Annotated in this window: 25 protein-coding genes and 1 pseudogene; 8 read left to right on the plus strand and 18 right to left on the minus strand. The window is 61.8% G+C overall.

The annotated features are described in order from the left end of the window. Nucleotides 1-9: 9 nt before the first annotated feature. From OKW35_RS47255 to OKW35_RS47275, 5 genes are all read right to left on the minus strand, one after another. Nucleotides 10-825, minus strand: a complete 816-nt coding sequence (locus tag OKW35_RS47255) for an enoyl-CoA hydratase/isomerase family protein (RefSeq protein WP_184061962.1) — start codon at nt 823-825, stop codon at nt 10-12. A gap of 17 nt (nt 826-842) precedes the next feature. Beyond that, on the minus strand, nt 843-1,649 hold the full coding sequence (locus OKW35_RS47260; RefSeq protein WP_429555676.1) for an enoyl-CoA hydratase/isomerase family protein: 807 nt from the start codon (nt 1,647-1,649) through the stop codon (nt 843-845). Between the two features lie 11 nt (nt 1,650-1,660). After that, nucleotides 1,661-2,461 (minus strand): enoyl-CoA hydratase/isomerase family protein, encoded by an 801-nt coding sequence (locus OKW35_RS47265; RefSeq protein WP_429352528.1) that lies wholly within the window; start codon nt 2,459-2,461, stop codon nt 1,661-1,663. Nucleotides 2,462-2,566: 105 nt separating this feature from the next. Further along, nucleotides 2,567-3,718, minus strand: coding sequence for a thiolase (locus tag OKW35_RS47270; protein WP_429555677.1), 1,152 nt, complete (start codon nt 3,716-3,718; stop codon nt 2,567-2,569). A gap of 59 nt (nt 3,719-3,777) precedes the next feature. Next, complete coding sequence (locus tag OKW35_RS47275; protein ID WP_184061966.1) at nt 3,778-4,143, minus strand: Zn-ribbon domain-containing OB-fold protein; 366 nt, start codon at nt 4,141-4,143, stop codon at nt 3,778-3,780. A gap of 387 nt (nt 4,144-4,530) precedes the next feature. Here OKW35_RS47275 and OKW35_RS47280 point away from each other — a divergent pair, with 387 nt between their 5' ends. From OKW35_RS47280 to OKW35_RS47300, 5 genes are read left to right on the plus strand one after another with little or no spacing between them, the layout of a single operon-like run. Next, nucleotides 4,531-5,694: an acyl-CoA dehydrogenase family protein gene (locus OKW35_RS47280; RefSeq protein WP_429555678.1), complete on the plus strand. Its 1,164-nt coding sequence runs from the start codon at nt 4,531-4,533 to the stop codon at nt 5,692-5,694. A 49-nt stretch (nt 5,695-5,743) separates the two neighbouring features. After that, on the plus strand, nt 5,744-6,220 hold the full coding sequence (locus OKW35_RS47285) for a MaoC family dehydratase (RefSeq protein ID WP_090808761.1): 477 nt from the start codon (nt 5,744-5,746) through the stop codon (nt 6,218-6,220). A 2-nt stretch (nt 6,221-6,222) separates the two neighbouring features. Beyond that, entirely contained in the window at nt 6,223-7,476 is a 1,254-nt protein-coding gene (locus tag OKW35_RS47290; RefSeq protein ID WP_429403749.1) for a CaiB/BaiF CoA transferase family protein, read from the plus strand. Between the two features lie 38 nt (nt 7,477-7,514). Beyond that, a complete protein-coding gene (locus OKW35_RS47295) occupies nt 7,515-8,279 on the plus strand; it encodes a glucose 1-dehydrogenase (RefSeq protein ID WP_429445389.1) in 765 nt (254 codons plus the stop codon). A 43-nt stretch (nt 8,280-8,322) separates the two neighbouring features. After that, entirely contained in the window at nt 8,323-9,099 is a 777-nt protein-coding gene (locus OKW35_RS47300) for an enoyl-CoA hydratase-related protein (RefSeq protein WP_184032198.1), read from the plus strand. A gap of 68 nt (nt 9,100-9,167) precedes the next feature. On the opposite strand, the gene OKW35_RS47305 is transcribed toward OKW35_RS47300, so the two are convergent. Further along, nucleotides 9,168-10,277 carry a hypothetical protein gene (locus OKW35_RS47305; protein WP_429555679.1) on the minus strand — a complete coding sequence of 370 codons (1,110 nt, stop codon included), beginning with the start codon at nt 10,275-10,277 and terminating at the stop codon, nt 9,168-9,170. A 224-nt stretch (nt 10,278-10,501) separates the two neighbouring features. On the opposite strand from OKW35_RS47305, the gene OKW35_RS47310 reads away from it, so the two are divergent. Beyond that, entirely contained in the window at nt 10,502-11,437 is a 936-nt protein-coding gene (locus tag OKW35_RS47310; RefSeq protein ID WP_429555680.1) for a FadR/GntR family transcriptional regulator, read from the plus strand. 67 nt (nt 11,438-11,504) lie between these two features. Here OKW35_RS47310 and OKW35_RS47315 read toward each other — a convergent pair whose 3' ends face one another. From OKW35_RS47315 to OKW35_RS47345, 7 genes are all read right to left on the minus strand, one after another. Then, on the minus strand, nt 11,505-12,497 hold the full coding sequence (locus OKW35_RS47315; protein ID WP_429555681.1) for an NAD(P)H-dependent flavin oxidoreductase: 993 nt from the start codon (nt 12,495-12,497) through the stop codon (nt 11,505-11,507). A gap of 21 nt (nt 12,498-12,518) precedes the next feature. Further along, a complete protein-coding gene (locus OKW35_RS47320; protein ID WP_429555682.1) occupies nt 12,519-13,298 on the minus strand; it encodes an SDR family NAD(P)-dependent oxidoreductase in 780 nt (259 codons plus the stop codon). A gap of 55 nt (nt 13,299-13,353) precedes the next feature. Continuing rightward, nucleotides 13,354-14,112, minus strand: coding sequence for an enoyl-CoA hydratase/isomerase family protein (locus tag OKW35_RS47325; protein WP_429555683.1), 759 nt, complete (start codon nt 14,110-14,112; stop codon nt 13,354-13,356). A 114-nt stretch (nt 14,113-14,226) separates the two neighbouring features. Continuing rightward, nucleotides 14,227-14,964: an enoyl-CoA hydratase gene (locus tag OKW35_RS47330; RefSeq protein WP_429493313.1), complete on the minus strand. Its 738-nt coding sequence runs from the start codon at nt 14,962-14,964 to the stop codon at nt 14,227-14,229. Nucleotides 14,965-14,983: 19 nt separating this feature from the next. Then, entirely contained in the window at nt 14,984-16,144 is a 1,161-nt protein-coding gene (locus tag OKW35_RS47335) for an acyl-CoA dehydrogenase family protein (RefSeq protein WP_429555684.1), read from the minus strand. Between the two features lie 78 nt (nt 16,145-16,222). Beyond that, nucleotides 16,223-17,434, minus strand: coding sequence for an acyl-CoA dehydrogenase family protein (locus OKW35_RS47340; RefSeq protein ID WP_429555685.1), 1,212 nt, complete (start codon nt 17,432-17,434; stop codon nt 16,223-16,225). A 19-nt stretch (nt 17,435-17,453) separates the two neighbouring features. Beyond that, nucleotides 17,454-19,385 carry an AMP-binding protein gene (locus tag OKW35_RS47345; protein ID WP_429555686.1) on the minus strand — a complete coding sequence of 644 codons (1,932 nt, stop codon included), beginning with the start codon at nt 19,383-19,385 and terminating at the stop codon, nt 17,454-17,456. Between the two features lie 323 nt (nt 19,386-19,708). Between OKW35_RS47345 and OKW35_RS47350 the strand changes: the two are divergent. Further along, a pseudogene (locus OKW35_RS47350) lies at nt 19,709-20,206 on the plus strand (MBL fold metallo-hydrolase); the annotation flags it as partial. An 87-nt stretch (nt 20,207-20,293) separates the two neighbouring features. Here the strand turns inward: OKW35_RS47350 and OKW35_RS47355 are convergent. Further along, entirely contained in the window at nt 20,294-21,271 is a 978-nt protein-coding gene (locus OKW35_RS47355) for an NAD(P)H-dependent flavin oxidoreductase (RefSeq protein ID WP_429555687.1), read from the minus strand. A gap of 193 nt (nt 21,272-21,464) precedes the next feature. Here OKW35_RS47355 and folE point away from each other — a divergent pair, with 193 nt between their 5' ends. Then, nucleotides 21,465-22,100 carry a GTP cyclohydrolase I FolE gene (folE, locus tag OKW35_RS47360; RefSeq protein ID WP_187611726.1) on the plus strand — a complete coding sequence of 212 codons (636 nt, stop codon included), beginning with the start codon at nt 21,465-21,467 and terminating at the stop codon, nt 22,098-22,100. 102 nt (nt 22,101-22,202) lie between these two features. Here folE and OKW35_RS47365 read toward each other — a convergent pair whose 3' ends face one another. From OKW35_RS47365 to OKW35_RS47380, 4 genes are all read right to left on the minus strand, one after another. Beyond that, entirely contained in the window at nt 22,203-22,745 is a 543-nt protein-coding gene (locus OKW35_RS47365) for a nuclear transport factor 2 family protein (RefSeq protein ID WP_184032187.1), read from the minus strand. An 11-nt stretch (nt 22,746-22,756) separates the two neighbouring features. Further along, a complete protein-coding gene (locus OKW35_RS47370; RefSeq protein WP_187611727.1) occupies nt 22,757-23,071 on the minus strand; it encodes a hypothetical protein in 315 nt (104 codons plus the stop codon). A 477-nt stretch (nt 23,072-23,548) separates the two neighbouring features. Continuing rightward, entirely contained in the window at nt 23,549-24,334 is a 786-nt protein-coding gene (locus OKW35_RS47375; protein WP_090808728.1) for an SDR family NAD(P)-dependent oxidoreductase, read from the minus strand. A gap of 150 nt (nt 24,335-24,484) precedes the next feature. Continuing rightward, nucleotides 24,485-25,384 (minus strand): LysR family transcriptional regulator, encoded by a 900-nt coding sequence (locus OKW35_RS47380; protein ID WP_090808726.1) that lies wholly within the window; start codon nt 25,382-25,384, stop codon nt 24,485-24,487. Nucleotides 25,385-25,393: the final 9 nt, after the last annotated feature.

A 25,393-nucleotide genomic window follows, 5' to 3' on the forward strand; every position in this document is an offset into this window, starting at 1 on the left:
ATGGCGGCGTCAGGCACCCGTGAAAACCGGCTTGCGTTTTTCCATGAAGGCCGTCACCGCCTCCGCGTGGTCGCTCGTTTGACGGGTCAGCGGATTGAGGTCAGTTTCGAGGCGGCATGCGTCTTCGATCGAATTGCCCGCATTGACGAGGCTCGCCTTCAGGAGCGCCAGCGTCACTGGCGGATAGTTCGCGAAGCGCGCCGCGGCCTCGATCGCCGCATCGAGCGCGCCGCCGCTCGCGACCACCTCGCTGACCAGGCCGATGCGGCGCGCCGTGGCCGCGTCGATGACATCGCCTTTCAGCATCAATTCACGCGCCTTGCTGCCGCCGACCTTTTGCGGCAGCGTCCATAGAATTCCAGTGTCGGGAAGCAGTCCGACCTTGCCGAACGCACATGAGTACTTCGCGGTATCGGCACCGACCACGACATCGCATGCAGCCGCCAGCGACAGCCCCGCTCCATAGCACGTGCCCTCCACCGCCGCGACGACCGGCTTCGTGCCCGTATAAATCAGCTTGAACAGACGCACGCCCACCGCGATGCGCTCACGAAGCGCCAGCAACTGTAGCGTGGTCGCGTGCATTTCGGACAAGTCGCCGCCCGCGCAAAAATGGCCGCCCGCGCCTGTCAGCACAATGGCGCGCGTTTGCGGATCGTCGTGCATCAGCCGGTGCAAGACCTCGGTCAGCGCAACGCGCATCCTCATGGAGAATGCGTTGCGGCGCTCGGGATAGTTCATCGTGACAATGCTCACGTCGCCTTGACGGCGCACCTGCACGATCTCGTCGGCGCCCGCGGCTTTTTCCTTCTGCTCGATACTCATCGCATTGCTCCCCGCGCTCACTCACCCGTGAAGACCGGTTTGGTCTTTTCCATAAACGCCTTGCAGGCAGCCTGATGGTCTTTCGACTGACGCAGGATGGGCTGATAGTCGATCTCGGCTCGCAGCGCGCCTTCCATGGTCGTCGCGGCGTTGGTCAGCGCGTCCTTCAGCAGCGCCACGCCGAGCGGCGGCAAGTCGGCAAGACCGCGCGCAACTTCGATTGCCTTTGCGCGCGCAGTACCCGGCCCGACGACTTCGTTGGCAAGGTGAATCGTGCCGGCCTTGTCTCCGTCGATTTCAGTGGCGAGCGAGAGCATCTCCCTCGCGCGAGCCATGCCGATGCGCTTCGGAAGCGTCCACAGAATACCGGTGTCCGGAATCAGGCCGACGCGCAGAAACGCCGCGCAAAAGCGTGCATTCGACGCAGCCACGACATAGTCGGTCGCGACCGCGAGCGACAGCCCGGCGCCGAAGGCTACGCCTTCCACGGCCGCCACGACCGGCTTGGGTCCCGCCTGCATTTCACGCACTACCACGCACGACTCCGCCAGAATCTCGCGGCTTTGCAGGATCGTGCGCTGCGTCATCTCGGAGATGTCGGCGCCGGCGCAAAAGTGCTCGCCCGCGCCCGTCAGGACGATTGCCCGCGAGTCCGGATCGCCCACCATCAGCCGATGCATCGTGTCGCGCAACAACTGACGCATCTGACGTCCCATCGCGTTGCGGCGTCGGGGATTGTTTAGCGTCACGATCGCGACCGGTCCCTCGCGGGTCACCTCGATCAGCGACGTCGTATCGTTTTCTGCCGTTTCTTTTTCGCTCATGTTGGCTTCCTTCAGTCGGCCACGAACACCGGCTTGCGCTTTTCCATGAAGGCGCTCACTGCCTCCTGGTGTTCGCGGCTGCGGCGCAGGATGGGCTGCAGGTTGACTTCAGCTTCGATGGCGTCGTCGAGCGTACGGATGCCCGTCGCGAGCGCGGCCTTCAGGTGCGCGGTGGCCACCGAGGGCAGTTCCGCGTACTGTTGCGCCACCTTCGAGGCCGCGTTCAGCGCCTCGCCAGGCTCGACGACCTGATTGGCAAAACCGGTCTCGCCCGCTTCGACGCCGTTGAACTCACGAGCACTCAACATGAGCTCGCGTGCAAGGCCACCGCCCACGCGCTGCGACAACGACCAATAGAGCCCCGTATCGGGCAGCAGCCCGACCTTGACGAACGCGCTCGCATAGCGCGCGGCCGATGACGTGACGACATGATCGCAAGCAGCGGCGAGCGACAGACCAGCGCCAAACGCAAACCCTTCGACGGCGGCGACGATCGCTTTCGGGCCTTCCACCATCAGTCTGAAGATATCGAGCGGCAGTTCATTGCGCTGTCGATATTCGAGCACCTTGCGCGTCTGCATCTCCGAGATGTCCCCACCCGCGCAAAACGTATTGCCCGCGCCGGTCAGTACGATCGCACGGCAGGCTTCCTCGTGATGCATCAGGCGATAAAGCCGCGCGTACAACGTCTCGCGCATCTTTAGCGAAAACGCGTTTCGCCGTTGGGGATAGTTCAATGTGACGATCGCGATTGCACCGTCTTGCCGGACCTGTACGATCTCTGCTGCATCGTTGCTGGTCTCTTCGCTCATCTGTCCGTCTCCTGTCGATCGGGGTTAGCGCTTTAGCGCTTACTGCGATCCCATGCAAAGCTGTTGACAGTGACCCTGGCGGGCGGCGTGTCTTACAGCGTGTCTTTACAGGGTTTCCTGCGTCCCGAGAATCACCGTGGCCTGGCTCGAGAGCACACCGCCGTTACCGTGCGCGATCGCCAGCTTCGCACCGGGTATCTGGCGCTCACCAGCGCGGCCCGTCAATTGCCGCATCGATTCTTCCATCAGGAACAGCCCATACATGCCGGGGTGAACGCAGGACAAACCGCCGCCGTTCGTATTGACCGCGAGCCGGCCGCCCGGGGCGATGCCGCCGTCCGAAACGAAGTGGCCGCCTTCGCCTTTAGGGCAAAAGCCGAGGTCTTCGAGAAACAGGATGGTGTTGATCGTGAAGGCGTCGTACAGCATCGCGACATCGATATCGTTCGCCTTCACGCCCGCCATTTGATACGCACGCCTACCCGATTCCGCTGCGGCAGTCACCGTGAGATCCGGCATGCTCGCGATTTCGCGGTGCGAAGTGGCCGAAGCCGCGCCGAGCAGATACACCGGCTTGTCGGTGAGATCACGCGCTCGATCGGCGCGCACCATGACGATCGCTGCCGCGCCATCCGTCACGAGGCAGCAATCGCGCACGGAAAGCGGATCCGACACGAGGCGCGCGCCCATCACATCGTCGATCGACATGGGCGTGCGCATATACGCATCCGGATTCAGTTGCGCCCACTTGCGGGCGGCGACGGCCACCTCGGCCAGATGCTCACGCTTCGTGCCGTACTGATGCATATGACGCGCCGCCGCAAGCGCATACGACGACACCGGATTCATCGGCTTATACGGGCTCTCCCACGGCGAAGGACGCGACGACTGCACGAGCTTGCCCGCCGCGCTGCGCTGATTGCTCCCATATGCAATCAAGGCAACATCGATCTGTCCCGTACACAACGCCATGGCCGCCGTGTGCGCGTAGATTTCGAACGCCGATCCGCCGCTTCGGTTGTTGTCGGTGAACTTCGGGTTAATACCGAGGTATTCGGCAAACGTGAGACCCGACAGCATGTCGTCCGGCGTGCACACGAAAAGGCCGTCTACATCGCCAGGCGTAAGTCCCACCTGGGAGAGCGCGTCAACGGACGCACGCGCAGCAAGGTCCAGCGACGACAAGCCAGGTGCTTCCCCCATCCCATAGGTGGCGCCTGCCACCAGTGCGGTACGCCCGCGCAAGTTGAATTCCATTCGATCTACCTTTCATCGGTGTGACCGGCTGTTCGCGGCCGGCTGCGGGTTAGCGGGCGTCAGGCTGGTTCGAACACAAGCAATGCCGCTTCCCCTCGGTACACGATCTTCGCCTGCACCGGCATGCCAATGCGCACGGCCTCCGGCTCGATGCCCTCCACACAACTCAGCATGCGCACACCTTCTTCCAGATCGATCACTGCGACGTTGTAGCTGGGCGTGGGCGATTTCTGGCGCACCACGGTAGTGGAATAAACCGTACCCTTCCCGCAGGCTTCGACCCACTCCAGATCGCGCATCCCGGTAACCGGCTCAGCCACCCGCGGGTAGAAGACATAGCGGCCGCTGCCGCGGCTGCGCTGGATCATCAAGCGGCCCTCGGCCAGGAATTTCTGATAATCGACTTCAGGACAAAGAGAGTCCATTCCCCGCTCCTCCAAATCGTTTTGCCATGGGCTCGCGCCGAATCGAGCCGTTCTGTCGGGCCAAAATGGAACAAATAACCGAACACTGTTCCAAATCTTAAACGCACTGGGAGCGCGCTGTCAACGGCGGGAAAGCCCTGCCGTGCCCCGCCGCGCAAGGCTGAAACTACATCCCGACCAAATTCCCGACGCACCTCGGACAAACCCGCGGGAGCCGGTTTCAGCGCTTGACGATCACCCGGCCCTTCGTTTAATTTATCGAACATCGTTCATAAACGTGAAGACTTCGAATGTGATCAGGAAGTGGTCGGCGGGGGCGACGTATCCCCACTCCGGAGACGAATCCGCGGGGCCGGCCCGAAAAAACCGTTAGCAAGAGAGCTCGAAGTGACATACGAACTAACAGACGACCAGCTTCAGATCCGCGACCTCATCCGTCGCGTCGCAAGGGAGCGCGTGGCGCCGCGGGCCGACGAGATCGACCGTACGGCCGGGTATCCGCACGACATGTACGCACTGCTCAAGGAGCTTGGCCTCTTCACGTTGCCGTTTCCTGAAGTGTATGGCGGCGCCGGCAGCGTGATGTCGGCCTGCATCGCGGTCGAGGAGTTCGGGCGGGTTTGCTACAACACGGGCTATCTGCTGGTCGTGCAATGGACACCGTTCGGAGCGATTCTCGAAGGCGGCACCGAAGAGCAGAAGGCTCGCCTGCTGCCGGGTCTCGCCTCCGGTGAGTTGCGCGGTGCGCTGTCCATTACCGAGGCTCAAAGCGGCTCCGACGTTTCGGGCATTCGCACGACAGCGCGCCGCAAGAACGGCGGCTATGTGCTCAACGGCTCAAAGATCTGGTGCACGAATTCGCATATCGCCGACTTCATTCTCGTCGCCGCCAGGACGCTCGACGAGGAAGGACAGGCGCTGGGGATCAATCTTTTCATCGTCGATCGCCACACGCCGGGCCTGACGATCGGCAACGAAGAAGACAAGATGGGCGCGCGCGGCGTGGCGTCGTGCCCCCTTTATTTCGACGATGCCTTCATCCGCGCGGAAGACCGTCTCGGGCCGGAAGGCGGCCAGGGGTTCAAGGTGGCAATGGAGGCGCTCAACACGAGCCGTCCCATAGTGGCCGCGCGCGCGGTTGGCATCGCGCAGGGCGCGATCGATCACACCGTCAAATTCATTCAGGACCGCGTTGCATTCGGCCAGAGCATCAGCAACTTTCAGGGTGTGCGCTGGATGATCGCTGACATGGTCACCCAGACCGAGGCCGCGCGCCAACTCGTCTATCGCACGGCGTCGCTCGTCGATGCGGGCGTTAGCGGCCGTGAACTCGCCCCAATGGCGGCGATGGCGAAGATGTTCGCGTCGGATGTCGCCATGAAGGTCGCGACCGATGCCGTGCAGCTGTTCGGCGCCGCAGGCATCTCCAACGAGTACCCGATCAACCGTTATTTCCGCGACGCGAAGGTGGTGCAGATCATCGAAGGCACCAACCAGATCCAACGCAACATCGTCGCGGACAGCGTGCTAGGCCGCATCAAGAAGAACTGACAACGACAGCTCAGCTAACAGCCGAGCCGACAACGACAGAGGACAGGCAATGGAAGAAATCGAAACGGTTGGTCTGGGAATTCACTGGGAGGACCTGCCCGTTGGACGCAAGTTCAAGACCGTGGGCCGCACGGTGACCGAAACGGATGTCGTGAATTTTGTTTCGGTGACAGGCATGCTGGAAGTTCTGTTCACCAACACCGAGTTTCTTCGCGAGCAGTCGGCCATCAAGGGGCGCGTCGCGCCGGGCGCGCTGGTCTTCACGCTGATGGAAGGGCTGCTCACGCAGGCCACCATGCAGGGCGTCGGCTTCGCGTTCCTCAACATGGAACTCGACATCAAAGGCCCGACCTATGTGGGCGACACGATTCACGTGGAATGCGAGGTGATCGAATGCAGGCCTAGCAAGGGGCGCCCCGGACTTGGGCTGGTGCGCACCCGTAACCGCGTGATCAGGCAGGACGGCACGGAAGTGATGGTGTACACGCCGCTCAGACTCGTTAAAGGCAAGGAATACAAGGCCTGAGCATGGAAAATCCCCAACAACCCCTCGAACCGGCGACCGGCCCGTTAGCCGGTGTCCGCGTGATCGACCTGACCATCAACGTGCTCGGTCCGGTCGCCACGCAGCTACTCGGCGACATGGGCGCGGACGTCATCAAGATCGAACCGCCCGAAGGCGACCAGAACCGCAAGAACGGCCCTGGCCGCAATCCCGACATGGCAGTGTTCTATACGATCATGAACCGCAACAAGCGCAGCGTGATCCTGAACCTGAAGCAGGCCGAATGCCGCGAAGCGCTGCTCAAGCTCGTCGAGACCGCCGACGTCATCGTGCACAGCATGCGCCCGAGTGCCGCCGAGCGCCTCGGCATCGACTATGAAACCGTGCGCGCGCGCAACCCACGCATCGTGTACGCGTCGGGTGCCGGCTATCGAATCGACGGACCCTACAAGGACCGCCCCGCTTTCGACGACGTGATTCAGGGCGAAACCGGCATTGCCGCGATGAACCGCGACGCGGACGGCTCGCCGCGGTACTTCCCCACCGTGATCGTCGACAAGTTCTGCGGCTACGTGCTGGCGTCGTCGATCGGCATGGCGCTCTATCACCGCGAGCGGACCGGTGTCGGCCAGCTCGTCCACGTGCCGATGTTCGAAACGATGCTGCAATTCAATCTTTTCGAGCATCTCTGGGAAGGTGCGCTGGGCTCCAATGACGGAACCGGCCTGGGCTATCCGCGCATGTTCTCGCCGCACCGCCGACCCTACGCGACAAAAGACGGGCATATCTGCCTGCTCGCCGTGAATAACGAGCAATGGCGCCGCGTGCTGTGCGCAATCGATGCAGCGCACCTGCTCGACGACCCGCGCTTCCACCACATGGCCGAGCGTATGCGCAACATCAGCGAGCTGTATCGCATCGTCGGCGACGCCATCCGCAACAAGACGACTGCGGAATGGAATGCGATCTTCGCCTTGGCGGACGTGCCGCACGGTCCCGTGCGCGACCTGAAAGACCTGATGCACGACGCGTACATCAAGGAGACCGGGTTCTTCCAGCGCTTCGAGCACCCGACCGAGGGCGACATGGTCATGACCTCGATACCGGTGCACTTCTCCGAGTCGCCCGGCAACGTTCGCTATCTGCCGCCGAATCTCGGCGAGCACAGCGTCCAGGTTCTGGTCGAAGCGGGATATAGCGCGGACGAAGCGAGCGCGCTCCTCGCCCTGGCCACAGGAAGGGGCGAAGCCGTATCGGAAGCGCTGAGCAAGGATTAACTGGCGCGACAGCGCCTTGCACATCACGGAGGGAATCAATGAAGGGGCTCAAGGAGAAGGTCGTCGTCGTCACTGGCGCGGCAGGTGGGATCGGTTCCGCCATCAGCAGACGATTCGGCGACGAAGGTTCGACCGTCGCGCTGTTCGACCTGAACGAAGAAGGCGCCGCGCGTGTCGCGGCGGAAATCGAGGCGGCGGGCGGCAAGGCGCGAGCCTACCGCGTCGACATCACGGATCACGAAGGTGTGCATGCTGCGGTGGCGAGAGTCGAGGAAGAACTGGGACCGATCGAGGTTCTCGTGAACAACGCCGGCTGGGACATGGGTGCGTTCTTCCTGCAAACCGAGAAACCGTTCTGGGACAAGGTGGTGGCGATCAATCTGTACGGACCGCTGAACATGCACCATGCCGTGCTGCGACGGATGGCCGAACGTGGCCGTGGCCGCGTCGTCAACATCTCGTCGGATGCGGGACGCGTGGGCTCCTCGATGGAAGCGGTGTACTCGTTCTGCAAAGGCGGCCTCATCGCCTTCACGAAGACGATGGCACGCGAAATGGCCCGCCAGATGATTCCCGTCAACGTCGTTTGCCCCGGCCCGACCGCGACCCCGCTTCTCGACAACCTCGCGCAGGGCGAGAAAGGCGAGCGCATCAAGGCCGCCCTCGTGAAGGCCGTGCCGTTCGGCCGCATGGGCGAACCTGGCGACATCCCGGGCGTGGTGGCCTTTCTCGCGAGTGACGACGCCGCGTTCATCAGCGGTCAGGTCATCAGCGTGTCGGGCGGTCTGACGATGGCTGGATAAACGGCTCCGCGAACGCAATCAATCAACAACATTGGAATACGACATGGAATTCAAGGACATCGGCTATCAAGAGGCGGACGGGGTCGCGACGATCACCATCAATCGCCCGAAGGTGTACAACGCATTCAGCGCCAACACCGTCGAGGAGCTCATCAAGGCCTTCGGCCTCGCGGGATGGAACAAGGATATCGGCGTCGTGGTGCTCACGGGCGCCGGCGACAAGGCGTTCTGCACCGGTGGCGACCAGTCCGGCGACGGCTACAACGGGCGCGGCACCGTCGGTCTGCCGATCGAGGAACTGCAAAGCATCATCCGCGACATTCCGAAGCCCGTGATCGCACGCGTGAACGGCTATGCAATCGGCGGCGGCAACGTGCTGGTGACGCTCTGCGATCTCGCCATCGCTGCCGAGACCGCGGTCTTCGGTCAGGTCGGCCCGAAGGTCGGGTCGGTCGATCCGGGCTTCGGCACCGCCTACCTCGCGCGCATCGTCGGCGAGAAGCGCGCGCGCGAAATCTGGTACCTGTGCCGCAAATACAGCGCGAAACAGGCGCTCGACTGGGGTCTCATCAACGCCGTCGTGCCTGCGGAACAACTCGACGCCGAAACGAAGAAGTGGTGCGACGAGATTCTGCAGATGAGCCCCACCGCTATTGCGCTCGCCAAGCGCTCGTTCAATATCGATACCGAGAACATTCGCGGCATCGGCGCGTTCGCGATGCAGGCGCTTGCGATGTACTACGACACCGACGAATCGAAGGAAGGCGGCAATGCGTTCCGCGAAAAGCGCAAGCCGGAGTTTCGCAAGTACGTGAAGTGACCGGCGCAAATGCCGGCAGGGCGACGCTCGGCTTCGGCGTCGCCCTTTGCGCATACGCGCGCCGAAGTTCAGTATTTGCGGAAGTTCACGCCGACACGCGTGCCAAGCCCCGGGAGCCGGTTGATGGGGCGGCTGCCATGCTCCGGGGCGGCTTCGCCCCATGCGAACCACACGTCAGGCTCGCGCGCATCGCCCACGCGCCGCCAGCGGCCGTCCACCTGCGGATTCTTGAGCGTCCCGAGACCGACCAGACGCCCGCGCGGATCGGGCATGAACTCCCACTCTTCGCCGAACGCTGAGTAACGGATGCCTTCCTGCCAATACCCATTCGCGCCGAAATCGATGGTGCCCGTCACGTCATAGGTAAAGCGCACCTCGCCCTTCTCGTTGCCGAGAATCGCGAAGCCGAACATGTCGTTACCGAGCGTGAAGTGCCCGAAGTCGATGCTGCCATCCTTATAACGCGTCGCCCACGTGTACCAGACGAGTTCCAGCTTCTCCTGCACCAGCGCATCTTTCGTCTTGTAGATCTCGCCGCCCTCGTACATATGGATCGGATCGAAGCCGATCATGCCGCGGACCTTCTTTCCGAGTATCGTCCCTTCCATCTCGAAGATGTTCGCGACGTAGTACATGCCCGCGTCGCGGCCCGGCAGATACCAGTGCATGCCGGGCTTGACGAGCTTGCCCTCGATATCCATGCCGTTCTCTTCGTACCAGCTGCAATCCTCGGGCGTCCAGGTGACGTGAAAGCGATTGCCGGGCGCCTGCGGGTGGCTTCGCCAGTGGATGCGCTCCTCTTCGAGCGTTCTTGCGAATCCATCGTTCGGCACCGATTCCTTGCCTACCGGATGCATATGCATGCCGTCGTCGTGGCCGAGCGTCGTGCACAGGTAGAAACGCCGCCGCGTGTCCTTCGCGTCGGTCCGCAGGCCAGCGGGAATCCGCCGCATCGGGCAATAGATCTCGCCATCCTCGTCGCGCAGCGTTCCCCACAGGTAGAGCGCTTCGGGCGGCATGCCGAAGTAGGCGCGGTTGGACAGCATGTCCTCGATGGTGGGCTCGAAGGCGCTGACAAGAGGCTGCCAGCCAAAGTCGCCGCGGCGCGGCATGGATAGTTTGGTGTCGCTCATGGTCGTTACACCCGTCACGATGGTGAAGTGGTTGGAGCGGCTCACTATAGGTATCCTCGCGCGTGGCTGAAAACCGGTCGATCCGCTCGTCTTGCCACGAGCCCGCCCGGCGCGCGATCAGCACAGGGGCACAGGAGCTAACGTATTGATTTACCGGCTTTCTCTGCGGTCCGGAAACGCGCGCTGCCTGCGCGCACGAAAGCTTCGTTACACGTAACGATCATGTGCGATATATTGAACGACGTTCGCATTTAATACTGAACTCGGACATGCCAAAGTCGTCTGCCGAACGCGTCGCCGCTTATCGCACCCGCAAGAAGGCCGAAGGCATGGTGAGCCTGACACTGGTCGTCCCGGCAGCCGACGTCGCCCTCTTCAGCCAGTTCGCCGCGCAACGCCGCGAAAAGCTGCGCGACAACATGCATCCTGGCCAAGCCCCGCGCCAGCAGTGGCTCTCGATGCTGGCCGCGATGACGCCTGCGCTGCCCCCAACTGCCGAGTCGCGCCGCAAGCGCAATGCGATCGGCGCACCGATCACGCGCGCGCAGACGCTCTTCATGGCGCTGCTGAAACACATCATCGATCTGGGATGGCCGGCAGGACTACCGCTCGGCTCCGAGCAGGAATTGATGAAGGTCCATGGAGTAAGTCGCGCTGCGTTGCGCGGAGCGATCCGCTTGCTCGAGCACCACTGCATCGTGAGGGTGCAGCGCGGCACCGCAGGCGCCGTGATCGTCGCCCAGCCGGACCTGAGCGCGACGATGCAGGCAGTCAGCGTCTATCTGGAGTATGCGGGCATCGCGCCGCGCGATATTCTCGCGACGCGCCGCACGCTCGAACTGGCCGCCATGGATCTCGTCATCGAACGGCTCGACCATGAAGGTGAGCGACGCGTGCACGACCAGGTTCAGGCCGAGGCGCCACTCGACGGCCGTGCCGGCGCCGATGAGTTGCTCCGATTTCATTTCCTGCTCGCTGAACTTTGCGGCGATCCCGCACTGTGTCTCTTCGACGGCATCGTCCTGCAACTGGCCGATGCGCATTCCACGTTTCATCGGCGCAGCCGAACGGACCGCGACCGCGTCGTGGCGAGGATCAAGGAATACCATCGCGAGATCGCGCGCGCGATCATTGCCCGCGATAAAGAGCAGGCTCGCAGGCAAATGGCCGACTACATCGCGGGGATCAGGACGTGGCTGGAGTAGCGGCCGCGCCGCACTTGCCTGTCCGCCTCAACGATCACCGATCCCGATCCGTCGCCGTGCTAGCCATCTACGGCGTCAGCGTGCTCAGCCGGTTCGACGCCGCCACCGCGTCGTCGATCATCTCGTCGAAAATTGCCTCGACCTTCCTGACCGCGTCGGCAAACACCGCGGCATGCCCATAGTCGATCATGCCCTTGCGCGTGTCGCCGGTCACGTAAGCCTGGTGCGCGAGTGCGCCCATCACGTGAGGGCGGAACCGCTCGAACTCGCTCACCCGCGCGCGATCCAGTTCCATGACCGCCTCGGCGCTCTCGTTGCGCAGCACACGGTGATGATCGCGAATCGCAGACTTGACCACGACGCTTTCGCTGCCGTCGCCCGCCACCACCTTCGCCTTGACTTCAGGATGAATCCACAGCTCCTCGGCGACCATCATGCGCGTGCCCATGATGACCGCGTCGGCGCCCATCGCCAGCACGCCCGCAAGCTGCCGCCCGGTGCCGATGCCGCCGCCGATCACAACCGGCAAGCCAATCTCCCGCGGCGCCTGCGCGGCCTGCACGATGCTACCGATCTGGTAGATGCCTGGATGGCCGCCGCACTCATTGCCGACGACGATCACACCGTCGACGCCCATCCGCACCGCCGTATGTGCATAGCGCACAGCGGGCACCTTGTGCAAAACCTTGATGCCGGCCTCCTTGAGCAACGGCACGACCGCTTCGGGGCTCGCACCGGCGGTCTCCACGCAGGCAACGTTCTCTTCGATCAGAATGCGGATCTGTTGCTTGACGCGCTCCACTCCGCCCGCTTGCCGCGATATGTAGAGATTGACGCCGAAATTCTTTGCACCGGTGAGTTCACGACAGGTGCGCAACTCGTTGCGGAATTCGTCGGAATCAGGAAAGCCCGCGCCGACGATAAAGCCCATGCCGCCTGCGTTGACGACGGCCGCGACATACCGTGCGTCGGACACGCGCGGCCCAAGACCGCCGCAAAGTATCGGGTGACGAATGCCGAGCAGATCGGTGATTCGCGTCCTGAACATCTGGGGGCGCACGATGTCCTTCCCTCCTGCAGGTCAGCGAAACGAGATCGTGTGGCCGCCATCCACCGCGATCGTCTGGCCGTTGATATAGCCGCCCGAACGCGATGCGAGCATCACGGCTAGCCCGGCGATCTCGTCGACCTCGCCGAAGCGCTGTGATGGATTGCGACCCCGGTACCATTCGACCATCGCCTCGTCCTCCCATTGCGATCGCGCCATCTCGGTCTTGAAGGTGCCAGGCGCGATGCAATTGGCAGTGACGCCCTTTGCGGCGAATTCCATCGCGAGGTTTCTCACGAGCTGCATGTCGGCGGCTTTGGTGAGCCCGTAGGTTCCCGTCACGGCATCGCCGAACAGGCCAACCACGGATGCCACCGAAATAAAGCGCCCATAGCCACGCTCGATCATGCCGGGCACAGTCATCTGCGCGAGCCAGATATTGCTCTGGACGTTGACCTGCATGAACTTGTTGAACGTTTCGTCTTGCAGATCGAGTGCCGAGCCTATCCACGGGTGAATCGCGGCATTGGCCATCACGATGTCGACTCTGCCCCACTCGCCGTTCGCCGCAGCCACGAGACCTTGCAATTCCGCTTTTCGGCCGATGTTGCAGGCAAACGGCAAGGCCACCCGAGTTCCGATCTTTTCGTTGATGGCTTGCGCGGCGGTTTCGCAGGCGTCGGCGTTACGGCCGGAAACGACGACCTTGGCGCCGTGTTCCGCCATGCCGAGCGCACTGGCATAGCCGATGCCGCGACTCGATCCGGTGACGATTGCGACCTTGTCCGTGAGGTCAAAAAGCGATGAGCGCATACGTACTCCACAAAAATGGAGGCTTGTCGATGAAAGCAAGTTTCACCGGGCAGGATCAGGCTTGCTTGCGTTTCTGCTGGGCGATGAACGCCGACGCGATCTCGTGATGCTCGTCGCTGAGCGTCGCCTCCAGTTGGCGTGCGAGGGTCGTGTCGAGCATCTGGGCCGCACTGCGATGGAGATGCAGGTTCATCAGCTTCTTGGTTTCGCGCAGTGCGTGGCGCGGTTGCTTGAGCAGCTTTTGCGCAAGAGTCATAGCCTCTTCCATCAGCTTGTCGGGTTCGACAACGCGATTGGCCAGACCGAAATCAACGGCTTGCTGCGCTGTGATGCGATCTCCAGTAAAGATCAGTTCTTTCGCCCGCAGCAGACTGGTATAGAGCGGCCACGACACGGAGGTCCCATCTCCGACGACGAGACCAATGTTGATATGCGGCTCGGCGAGAAAAGACTTCTCCGACATCAGAACGATATCGCACAGCGTAGCCATCGTCGCGCCCCAACCGACGGCTGGCCCGTTGACGGCGGCAATCAGAGGAATCGGCACGTCGATGAAACCGTGGATCGTTTGCCGCGCGTTCTCTTGCACGCTGCGCGCAAAATCGGGGTCGTCGAGCGTCTTGACGAAGTGATTCATGTCTCCGCCGGCGCTGAACGCCCTTCCCGCACCGGTGAGAATCCCGACGCGCGCCTCGGGATCCGAGGCTAGCGCAGCAAACAGCTTGGGGTAACTGAAGAGCATCTCGGTGGTCGACGCGTTCAGATCGTCTGGTCGATTGAGCGTAATGATCCGCAGGCCGCCGTCGGCCGTCACCTGAATGTCGTCTGGAAGATCGTAGAGATTTGCCATGCGAGTCCCCTCAGGGCGAAATTGTTGATTGAGCCAGCGTCACGGCCCTCGCGTCGCGCGCTTCGCTCAGGCAAGCGATTATTTCCCCACCTGCCACGCCATGCCGCCGCTTTGCTTTCTTTGCGCCAATGCCGCCTTCTCGATCCGCAACGCCTCTTCCAGCGAAGCTAGCGCACCCTGATCGATCACCCGCTTGACCGTCGCGACGAGCTCGGGGCGGCGGCTCGCAATCGTCTTCGCTAGTGACGCTGCCCGCTCCATCAGTTGCTCGTGGCTGACCACCTCGTTCACGAGGCCGATGCGCAACGCGGTGGCCGCGTCAATCGGATCGCTCGTCAAGCTGAACTGCTTCGCCCACCGCGGACCCACGCTATACGGCAACCTCGCGGTCATGCCGCCCCCCGCGAGCGCGCCGATTTTCGTGTGCGTGTCGGCAAAGCGCGCACGCTCGGACGCGATGATGAAATCGCACCCCATTGCAAGTTCCAGCCCGCCTGTAACGGCAGCGCCGTTGACCGCCGCGATTACCGGCTTGGTGATGCGCGGCCACATATCGATCATGTCCGCGACCCGCGTGCGCGGCGCATCGGGCGCGGAAAAATCATTCAGGTCGAGCCCAGCACAAAAGGCCGGATCGGCGCCCGTCACGATGAGGACGCGCAGACTTTGGTCCGCTTCGAAACGATGCAATGCGTCGACCAGCGCTTCGGTCAATGCGAGGTTCAGTGCGTTGCGGGCCGCGGGCCGGTTCAGTGTCAACGTGAGAACCGTTTCGTCACTCCGCATGCCGAGCAGATCGGTTGCATTTGCGTTCATGGCAATGCCTCGAAAGGGTTCACGCCGCCGCGACCATTGCCTCGTGCTGAATCTGGCGTGCGTAGCGATTCAGGTGATAGTCCGCGTTGCCGAACAATGCGTCGAGCACCAGATGACGGCGATAGTGATGGCCCACCTTGTATTCATCCGTGATGCCGTAGCCACCGTGCAACTGGATACCCTGTTGCGTGACGAACTTCGCGCCACGAGTGGTCTGTGCCTTGCAGCCCGAGATTTCGACGCTCCGGTTCTCCCTGTCCTCGCTGATAGAGAGCAACGCACGGTGCAGTGTTGCGCGCGCCTGCATCGCTTCGATCGCCATGTCGGCCATCCGGTGTTGCAGCGCCTGGAAGCTGCCAATCGCCACCCCGAACTGCTTGCGCGTTTTCAAATATTCCGACGCGAGCTCGATAGCGTCTTCCATATCGCCCACCAGTTCGGCACAGATCGCAACGACCGCTTCGTCAACGGCGGCCTGCAGTCCTTCGAACGCTCGCCCAGCCTCACCCAGAACATTCGATTCCGCGACGATCACACCATCGAGCAGCAAGTCGGCAGATGGCGTGCCGTCGAGCAACGCGCAAGTCTTCAGCGTCACGCCTGCCTGCTTCGGATCGACGACGAAAACCCCGATGCCGTCCGTGGCATCGGCCGCACCCGCCGCGCGAGCGACGACGAGCAGACGGTCTGCAACGGGCGCTCCAACCACGAGCGTCTTATAGCCGTCCAGCCGCCAAGACCCGTCCTCTGTCTTCTTCGCGGCGGCCGTCACGTAATGCACCTGACCCCGCGCTTCACGTTCACTTTGTGCGACCGCATAGACAGTCTCGCCCGAAACGATCTCGCCAAGTATCGCCTCGCGCTGCCCGTCTCGCCCGCAGCGCGTGACAAGCGACGCAGGAAACACACCACACATCACGTATGGCTCCAGCACCAGCGCGCGCCCGATCTGCTCGGCCACGATGGCGCTTTCGACTGACGAGAAACCGAGCCCGCCCAATTCATCCGGCACCGCGACACCGAGCCAACCCATTTCGCCGAACCTACGCCACGTCTCGCGCGAAAATCCGCCTCCTTGCGAAGCAAGATTGCGACGATGTTCGAACGTATAACTCTTTTGCAAGAAGCGTTGCGCGCTTTCCTGCAACATCCGCTGTTCGTCGCTCAACTCGAAGTCCATGCTGCACCCTCTTTATGCCGGCAATTGATGCGATCCCACGTCTCGGGGATCGAAGACCGTTCGTGACTCGATATGGCGTCAAAGATCGAACAGTGCTTTGGCGATGATGTTTCGCTGAATTTCGGCCGTCCCGCCATAGATCGAGCAAGCCCGCCGATAGAAGACCTCTGCCGCCAGGCCTGGCGCGTATTCAGGTCCGATGAACTGGGCCTCGCGCAGTTCTCGCTCTTCATTCGGATCGGGATAGAACACGGCGCCATAATCGCCGATCACCTCCAGCAGCATCTCCGTGAGCTTCTGATGAAGTTCGGATCCGCGCACTTTGAGCATGGATCCGATCGCCATACCGCCGCTGCGCTCGTCTATCCCTTGATGCAGGATTTTCTGCACCGCCATGTCGATCGCGCGAACCTCCAATTCGTGCTGCGCGAAACGTGCCGCAAACGTCGGATCCTGGATCAATGGCTTGCCGGCCATCCGTTCGCGCGAGGCGTAGTGCCGGATCTTGCGCAGATAGCGCTTGAGGGCAGGCGCTTCAGCGCCAAGAAACGCCCGCTCGTTAAAGAGCAGAAACTTGGTGTATCCCCATCCCTTGTTGACCTCGCCGATAAGGTTTTCAGCGGGCACACGCACGTTGTCGTAGAAGACTTCCGCCAGGTGATGGCAGCCATCGAGCGACGCGATCGGCCGCACGGTAACGCCCGGCGACGACATGTCGAGCAGCAGGAAGGAAATGCCCTTTTGTGGCTTCGCTTCGCTATCCGTGCGGACCAGCACGAAATTCCATTGACCGTAGGCGCCGAAGCTGGTCCAGATCTTCTGTCCATTGACGATGTAGTGGTCTCCATCGAGAACCGCCGTCGTACGTAGCGATGCAAGATCGGAACCCGAGCCCGGCTCTGAAAAACCCTGTACCCAGAACACTTCACCACGCTGGATAGGAGGAAGAAAGCGGCGCTTCTGCTCTTCGTTGCCAAACTCGCAAATCACGGGTCCGACGAGCGACACGCCCGCCTGATTCTGTATCGGTGCGCCTGCCAGATAGCATTCTTCCTCGAAGATGTAACGCTGCATCGCGGTCCACCCGGTGCCGCCGTCAGCAACCGGCCAATGCGGCACCGACCAGCCGCGCGTTTCGTGCAAGATGCGAGTCCAGCGCTGTGAATCGTCGTCACCTGCCAGAAAGCCCTGCTGCCCGCGAAAGGCCAGATCGGCCGGCAAATGCTCGTTGAGGAACGCACGAACTTCTTTGCGGAACGCGATGTCCGCGGGATCTACGCGAAAATCCATGGTTTAGCTTCCAGCGTTTTCAGTACGTTGAACCGCGGCGCGCGCCTCGATCTGCGCCCGCTGCTGCGCCAGCGTTGCCGACCAATGTGCGCGGCGTGGGCGGCACGCAATAAAGCTCGTCCACGACACCGCGCCGTCGCTCGAGCACATTGCGTTGGCTGATTGCGCTCTTTGCACTCAATTCGCCGTTATCGAGCGTCGGCTGCTCGCTTTCGAGCACGATGCGCGCAATGCGCGTAGAGCTGCCGCCAGGACGCGCGGCGAGCTGGTCGAGTCCGGTCTGGAAGAACGCGCGCACGCCGCGGCTGTTGACAATCTGGTCGGCGCCCGGCATCGGATCGTGAAGGTCGTCGCAAAGCGCACGGCACGCTTCGATGTCAGGGAAGACGAGCGCGCTCAGGTAGTCGCGGTCGTGCCCGGCAATCACGATATCCCGCGCATACGGGCCCCACACGTTCAGCGCGTACAGTCGCAACTCGGCGACGTTGACCCAGGTGCCCGAGGACAGCTTGAAATTTTCCGCGATCCGTCCGTCGAAGCGCAGTCCCAGTTCGAGGCGCTGCGGGTCGATGAACGTTGCTGCGTCACCGGAGCGGAAATAGCCTTCCTCGTCGAACGCGGCGGCAGTGCGCTCGGGATCTTTCCAATAGCCGGGCGTCACACAGTCGCCGAGGAAACGGATTTCCAGCTTCGCGCCGACCGGCGCCACCTTCACTTTGACGCCAGGCACGGGCAACCCCGCAATCGCTTCCCGTCGCGGATCCCAGGCCGCCGATAGCGGCGTTGGGCCTGCTTCCGTGCTGCCGATGCCCGACATGATGAGCACACGCTGGCCGATGGTACGCACCGCGAGCTCGTCGAGTTGAGCCCAGACGTATTTCGGCAGACTTGCACCGCCGTAGTAGATGAGCGCGAGTTTGCTAAAGAATTTCTCGCGCAGTGCCTTGTCCGCCTGCAGATGCGGAATGAGCGAGGCCAACCCTTGCGGCGTATTGAGGTAGACCGCCGGCGCGATTTCACGCAATGCCTGCACCGTCGGGCCAATTTCCTCCGGCGTTGGCTTGCCTGGGTCCAGGTAGTAAGTCCCCCCGCCGTACAGCACCATGCCGAAGTTATGCGTGCCGCCAAAAGTGTGATGCCAAGGCAGCCAGTCGACGAGATCCGATGGCCCGTCCTGAAGAAACGCGAACACCTGGGCGACTTGCTGTCGATTGCTGCACAACATGCGCTGCGGGTAGATCACGCCTTTCGGTGCGCCTGTCGTTCCCGAAGTAAACATGATCTTGCCCACCGTATCCGGGCCGACTGCCTTGAACGCCTTGTCGACGTCGGCTGTAACCGGCGTCTTCAGCCACTCCGCGACGCGCGAACCGCCACGACCCTCCGGCAACGGACCGACGACGACACATTCCACGTCGCCGAACACCTCACGCAATGCGCGGCCATACTGCGCGCCGTCCTCCGCGAAGACGAGGCCGGGCGTGCATACGGCCGCGAGTTGCCTGAGCTTCGAAAAGTCCTGTGATAACAGCGAATACGCGGGCGTCACCGGGATATAGGGAATCCCGACGTGCAATGCGGCGAGCGCGAAGAGCGCGTGTTCAAAGCTTCGATCGGAGAGAATCATCAACGGACGAGACGGCGACAATCCTCGATCGAGCAGCGCCTGCCCCAGCGCACGCGCACCGTCGAACGCCTGGCGGTAGGTCAGAGACTCCCATGACTTGCCGTCCGGCGTCCGCCGCGCAAGCAACGCGCGCTCGGGCGTGACGCTCGCCCAGTGTTCGAGCCGCTCCGTCAAGCGGATCGGATACGCCTGGAGCGGTTCCTGCAGTTCATACACCACGCTTCCGTCTGGCCTTCGCTCGACGATGGCATCCATGCTGCCGACGCGAATCGGGCGAAACGGCACATCCATCAGGGCATCGTGCGAAGCCGTACCTGCATCCATCTGAGTCGTCCTGTTGTTATCTGGCAAATCATGTCCCGCGAGCTCTTGCATCGCCTTCCGATACCTGGAAATGTTGCGGGCCAAGTTCAACCAATAATTGAACGTCGATCATCTTTATGAACCAGAATAACGCGAAATCCCAGCCACGTCTATCCGTTGTCACCCACAAGGAAGGCCTGATAGCACACACGCAATCTGGCGCGAATGACGTGCGCAATGTTCGGCACGATCGCAGCTTTGCGCATCGCACAACAACGTGGACAGAAAACAAAAATTGCGCTAATTTCTGAACGCCATTCTCATTGTTAAACACGACATCGGGATTGCTCGATGGCGATTTGCTGACACTTGCGCATGACGGCGAGACGCATCGATTGCTGGTCGTCTCGACAGCGGGGCACGCAAGCAACCACGTGTGCCTGGTCCTTCTGGAAGACGGACTGCTATTCAGCGGCGATCACATTCTGAATGGCAGCACGACCATCATCGATCCTCCCGACGGCAACATGACGGCGTACCTTACGTCACTCGACCGGTTGAACGCGATTTGCACCGAACGTGAGATCGACTTTATTCTGCCCGCCCATGGGTACGTGCTGGACCGACCGCATGACCAGATCGCCCGCCTCAAGGCACACCGTCTCGCCCGGGAAGCAAAGATCGCCGGCGCGGTAAAGGCACTGCCGACCGGTTCGATCGACGACTGGCTGCGTCTTGCTTATACCGATGTTCCCGAAAGGCTCTGGCCAGCGGCATCCCGGTCGCTGCTGGCGCATCTCGAACGACTCGACGAACAAGGTCGTCCGACTTCGCAGGCCTGATTGTGATCGTCATGCATGCATCGGCTGCCACGTCCGCTAAAACCGGGGGCACGGGCAGCCTTGTTCGACGGCCGTCTTGTTGCGGACTCAGCTCGCTTCTACAAGCGCGGCCAGCCGGCCATGAATGAGTGCGCGCGCCTCGGCGACCATCCGACTCACGAGTTCCGCGCAGGTGGGAATGTCCTCGATAAGCCCGATTGCGAGGCCAGCCGGAAACGTTCCGTCTTCGGTGTCACCCGTCTCGTACACTCGCTTACCGCGCTCACCGCTCACCAGCGGCTTGAGATCCGCAAACGTCACACCCTCTTTTTGCTCGAGTTCCAACACCTGCTCCGCTACCGAATTCCTGAAGATACGCGACGTGTTCTTCAGCGTGCGGAAGATCAACGCCGTATTGCGCTCGTCATGCTCTACGAGCCTGCGCTTGACGTTCTCGTGAATCGGCGCCTCCCGCGTTGCCATGAAGCGCGTACCCATATTGATCCCATCCGCGCCGAGCGCGAGCGCGGCGACCATGCCGCGCGCATCGGCAATGCCGCCTGACGCAAGCATCGGAATATGCAGTTTCGCGGCCGCGGCCGGCAACAGGATCAGATTGGGCACGTCGTCCTCGCCCGGATGTCCGGCGCACTCGAATCCGTCCACGCTCACGGCGTCGCAGCCCAACGCCTCCGCTTTCAGCGCGTGACGCACCGACGTGCACTTGTGGATGACCTTGATTCCCGCAGCCTTGAATGCGGGCATATATGGCTCGGGATTGCGTCCCGCCGTCTCGACGATCTTTACACCGTTCTCCACGACCGCTTGCACGTACTCGTCGTACGGCACTGGCTTGATCGTCGGCAGAATGGTCAGGTTGACGGCGAACGGCTGATCCGTCATTGAGCGAACCCGAGCGATCTCGTTGCGCAGCGCCTCGGGCGTGGGCTGCGTCAGAGCAGTGATGGTGCCGAGCGCACCGGCGTTCGAGACGGCGGCGGCAAGTTCAGCTCGACCCACCCACATCATGCCCCCTTGAACAATGGGGTATCGAATCCCAAGCAGCTCTGTAATGCGCGTTTTCATGTGCTGATCCCTGTGTAAGTGCAACCTGATTTTTCGACCCGCAATGGTCGAACGTCGCATGTAAGATTCACCGGTCGTTTGTATTTACGAACACCGTGCAATTATATACACTTCCTCCACATCGCCGACACTCGTGTGCCGCACTCGCGGACGCCGATGCGATTGCACGAGGCATGAATGATCAGGAGAGTTGATGAACAAACGAGACAATCAGATTGGCGCTGAGGAAGTGTCGATTCGCCCCACGCCGGACGAGGCGGAACAAGCCGTGCGCACGCTGATCCGATGGGCCGGTGACGATCCCGAAAGGGAAGGTCTCATTCAAACACCTGCACGGGTCGCGCGCGCATACCGCGAGTTCTTCTCGGGCTATGACTCCGATCCGATGCAGATTCTCGCCACCACGTTTTCCGAAGTGGATGGCTACGACGAGATGGTGGTGCTAAAGGACATCCGTTTCGAGAGCTACTGCGAACACCATATGGTGCCTATCATCGGACGTGCGCACGTTGCCTACTTGCCCGAACATCGCGTGGTCGGCATCTCCAAACTCGCGCGCCTCGTCGATGTCTATGCCAAGCGCCTACAGATTCAGGAGAAGATGACCGTTCAGATCGCCGATGCGCTGAACACCGTGCTTCAACCGAAGGGAGTCGCTGTCATTCTCGAAGCCGCGCATCAGTGCATGAGTACGCGAGGCGTGCACAAGCCCGGCGCATCGCTGGTGACGAGCCGAATGCTGGGCGCATTCCGTGACGATCCTTCCACCCGCCGCGAGTTTCTGTCGATTGTCGGTCACAGCACGATTGCGCCATTACCCAATAGCTGAAAGCCAACGTCGGCTTGCTGCCGACGTTGGCTTTCATGGCAAATCGATGCTGGTATCCGTGGTGCCGTGGTGGCAAGCGTCGTTGCAGGCTTGCGTCTGGCCTTAAACCTCGCTGGGTTGGCGCGTCTTTAAAGGCCGTTCGTAAGAGACGTCTTCACGATTTCGTGCACTGACGCCATTGCCCATCAGGATTTCACGCCACGCAGTGGGCACTTCCGCAGGGGTCAGTTCGTTGATCGCTTCGGAGATGCAGACACGGGCGGCAATCGCCCACACGCCATCACGCTTTTCGAAGCGGTCGATATAGCGCCCCACCGCTAGCGTGTCTGGCTTGACGCGATTTTCTCCGAAGAAAAGCCAGTACGTCTCCCCGTGCGCCTCGTCGCCCTGCAATTCGACGCTGTGATTGAACACCATATGGTGGTGCGACAACTGATGCTCGGTATGGTACGCAAAGGCCCAGTCGACGAATTCCTCTGCATCCCCGACGAATGCGCCGTGGTCGTCGATTGCGTCCGGATGGTACGCCGACAGCGTCAACTTCCGGTCCATGCGATCGACCCCGCGGCAATAGCGGTGTACGCATTCGAGTATGTCCTGCTTATCCAACAGTGCTTCGACGCGCGCGCTCAGTTCTTCATTCATGGCTTCTACCGTTAGATAGTCATGGCGACAAAAAAGACGACCGCACCGATCACGGCGCCAATGAAGCAACAACCCTCGCCTGTCGACAAATCGGCTTCCTGCGCTCGCGCACGGCTCGCAATCGCACATCCGATGATGCCCGCCAATGCCGTCGCCCCGAGCACCGCAAACATCATCACGACGTCGAAGAGTGCGGACCGGCCTAGCTCTTCCATGCGCACATCGCGTTGCAGCAGCCAGACCGCCGCCGCCGAAATCGACAGGAGAATGAGTGGGAGCCATACTCTACGCGCTTCCCGAGCGCTCTCGCGAGTCAGCGTTTTCATCGCGCCCGGCCCTCCGTCCGCAGCTTGCCCAGAGCACGAGGCGCCACCGCGCCCAACACGCGCGCCGCCCAATTCGATTGTTTTGCGCGAGCCGATTCGTCCGACGACGGAGCGCCCTTTTCAGCGCGCTGGCGACGATAGTCGTACGTATAGTCTGCAAGAGGACCACGTAAATCGCTGTCGAGAAAGTACATCGCATGTCTCCGATCAGGCTTATGCTCTCGGGCGCTTGCATGGCGCCTCTTGATGGACATCCTATGCCATGGAATATGGTTATGCAACACGTCGTTCAATTAATGGCGTCGGTGTTTTCACTACCCGACAAGGCACAGACCGACGCGCATGCGCGAGCGCCCGCTGCACACACATGGACGTGTGTGCGAACGGGTCGGCAATCAATCGGGGAAAGGGAATGGCAGCGCCAAGCCGCGTGCTCGACGCAGCTTAGCGATTCGAACATGACACGCAGACGAGTGATCAGGAGACCTGGAAGCCGCCGTCGACAGCGAGAAGCTGACCGGTGACGTAGTCCGATGCCGGCGACGCGAAAAACAACACTGCCCTGGCGATATCGGAGGCGACGCCGATGCGGCCCAGCGGCATGCGACCAGGTTGGGTGATCGGCCCGTGAGCCTGATGAACCTTCGTCGATGCGGCCGCGCCCTCGGTTGCCACGCCGCCGGGCAGCACTGCGTTCACGCGAATTCCGTCTGCTGCGAATTCGAGCGCTGCCACCTTGGTGAGGTTGTTCACGCCCGCCTTCGACGCGCCGTAGTCACCGTTGTCGAAAATCACCGGCTGCAGCGAAGCCACCGACGAAATATTGATAATGGAACCGCCGTTTTTGGCACCTTGCATTCGCTTGATCGCTTCTCGCATGCAGAGGAAGGTGCCGCGCAAGTTGATGCCGAGCACCTTGTCCCACTTTTCTACCGACGTCTCGACGAATTTCGTCTTCGGATAGATGCCCGCGTTGTTCACGAGAATGTCGAGGCGCCCAAGTTTGGCCTGCACCGTTTCGTACATCGCAAGAATCGACGATTCATCGCTGATGTCCACTTTGATCGCGATAGCCTTGCCAGACGCACTTTCGATTTGGCTGGCCGTCTGCTGCGCCGCTTCCTCATTCAGGTCCGCCGCGACCACCGCCGCGCCGGCCGACGCCAGCAGCAAAGCCGTCTCGCGGCCGATGCCTGAGCCTGCCCCTGTTACCACCGCCACTTTCTGATCGAGATTGAAAAGACTCGCCACATTCGTGCTCATTGCTCCTCCTTTGGCTCGCCGCGCGAGCGGGTTATTTTCTGAACGTCATTCGCAAAGATAAACACACCACTTTGGCGTGTCAAGATGAACGAGAAGCGGATGACGAAAGGAGCAGCATGGACGAAGCTGTCGAGCAGTGGATTGCGCGTATCACCCCGCCGCCGGCGACGCGATATCGCGCATGATGTCGAGCATCGAACGGTGGTAGGGCTTGTGAGGTCTATCGGCCCACACCAGCGACACCTCAGTTTCGCCTGAAGCCGGAACATCCTCGATGTCGACGAAGGCGACACCCTCCACGGGCAGGTATCGCGCCGAGTCCAGCATCAGACCGATGCCCAGTTCATGAGACACGAGGTTGAGCATCGTGTATGGATGGCGCGCTTGCTGGGTCACCCGCGGCGACAGCCCCGCCTCGCGGCGCGCTGTCTCGAACGCAGCGAACAGCGGCTGCGACATCTGCTGAGGGAACATGATGAGCGGGTATCGCGCGAGATCCGCGATACGAATTGAAGGCTGCGCCGCCACGGGCCACTTCGCCGGAACCGCGGCCACCACACGCAGACGCTCGATGACCACGCTTTCCAAACCGGAGACGTCCGCCGAACTGGTGACTACCACGCCCAGGTCGATGCTGCCGTTTTTCACGCTGGCGACGGTCAAAGCACTGCCGCGCTCGATCAACCGGACGTCAACGCCCGGCCATTGCTTGCGAAGCCCCTGAATGGCTAGCGGCATGATTCGCAGCGCACACATCGGCACGAACGCTACGCTCAGGCTCGCCAGTTCGTCGGCGGCTTGCCGCACGCGCCGCTCGGCCAGCTCCGCTTGCGCGATCAGTGGCTTCGCTTCCGCGAGCAACGCGGCTCCGGCGGCTGTGAGCGAAACGCCTCGCGGTGTACGTTCGAGCAGCTTGATACCGAGCTGCTCCTCCAGCCGCATGATCGACTGGCTGAGCGGCGGCTGCGCCATGCCCAGGCGCGCAGCCGCACGGCCAAAGTGCTGGGTCTCCGCAACCGCAACGAAGTGTCTGAGATGCCGCAATTCCATGACGTGATA

Source organism: Paraburkholderia sp. MM5477-R1, from assembly GCF_050436385.1.
Taxonomy (GTDB): domain Bacteria; phylum Pseudomonadota; class Gammaproteobacteria; order Burkholderiales; family Burkholderiaceae; genus Paraburkholderia; species Paraburkholderia tuberum.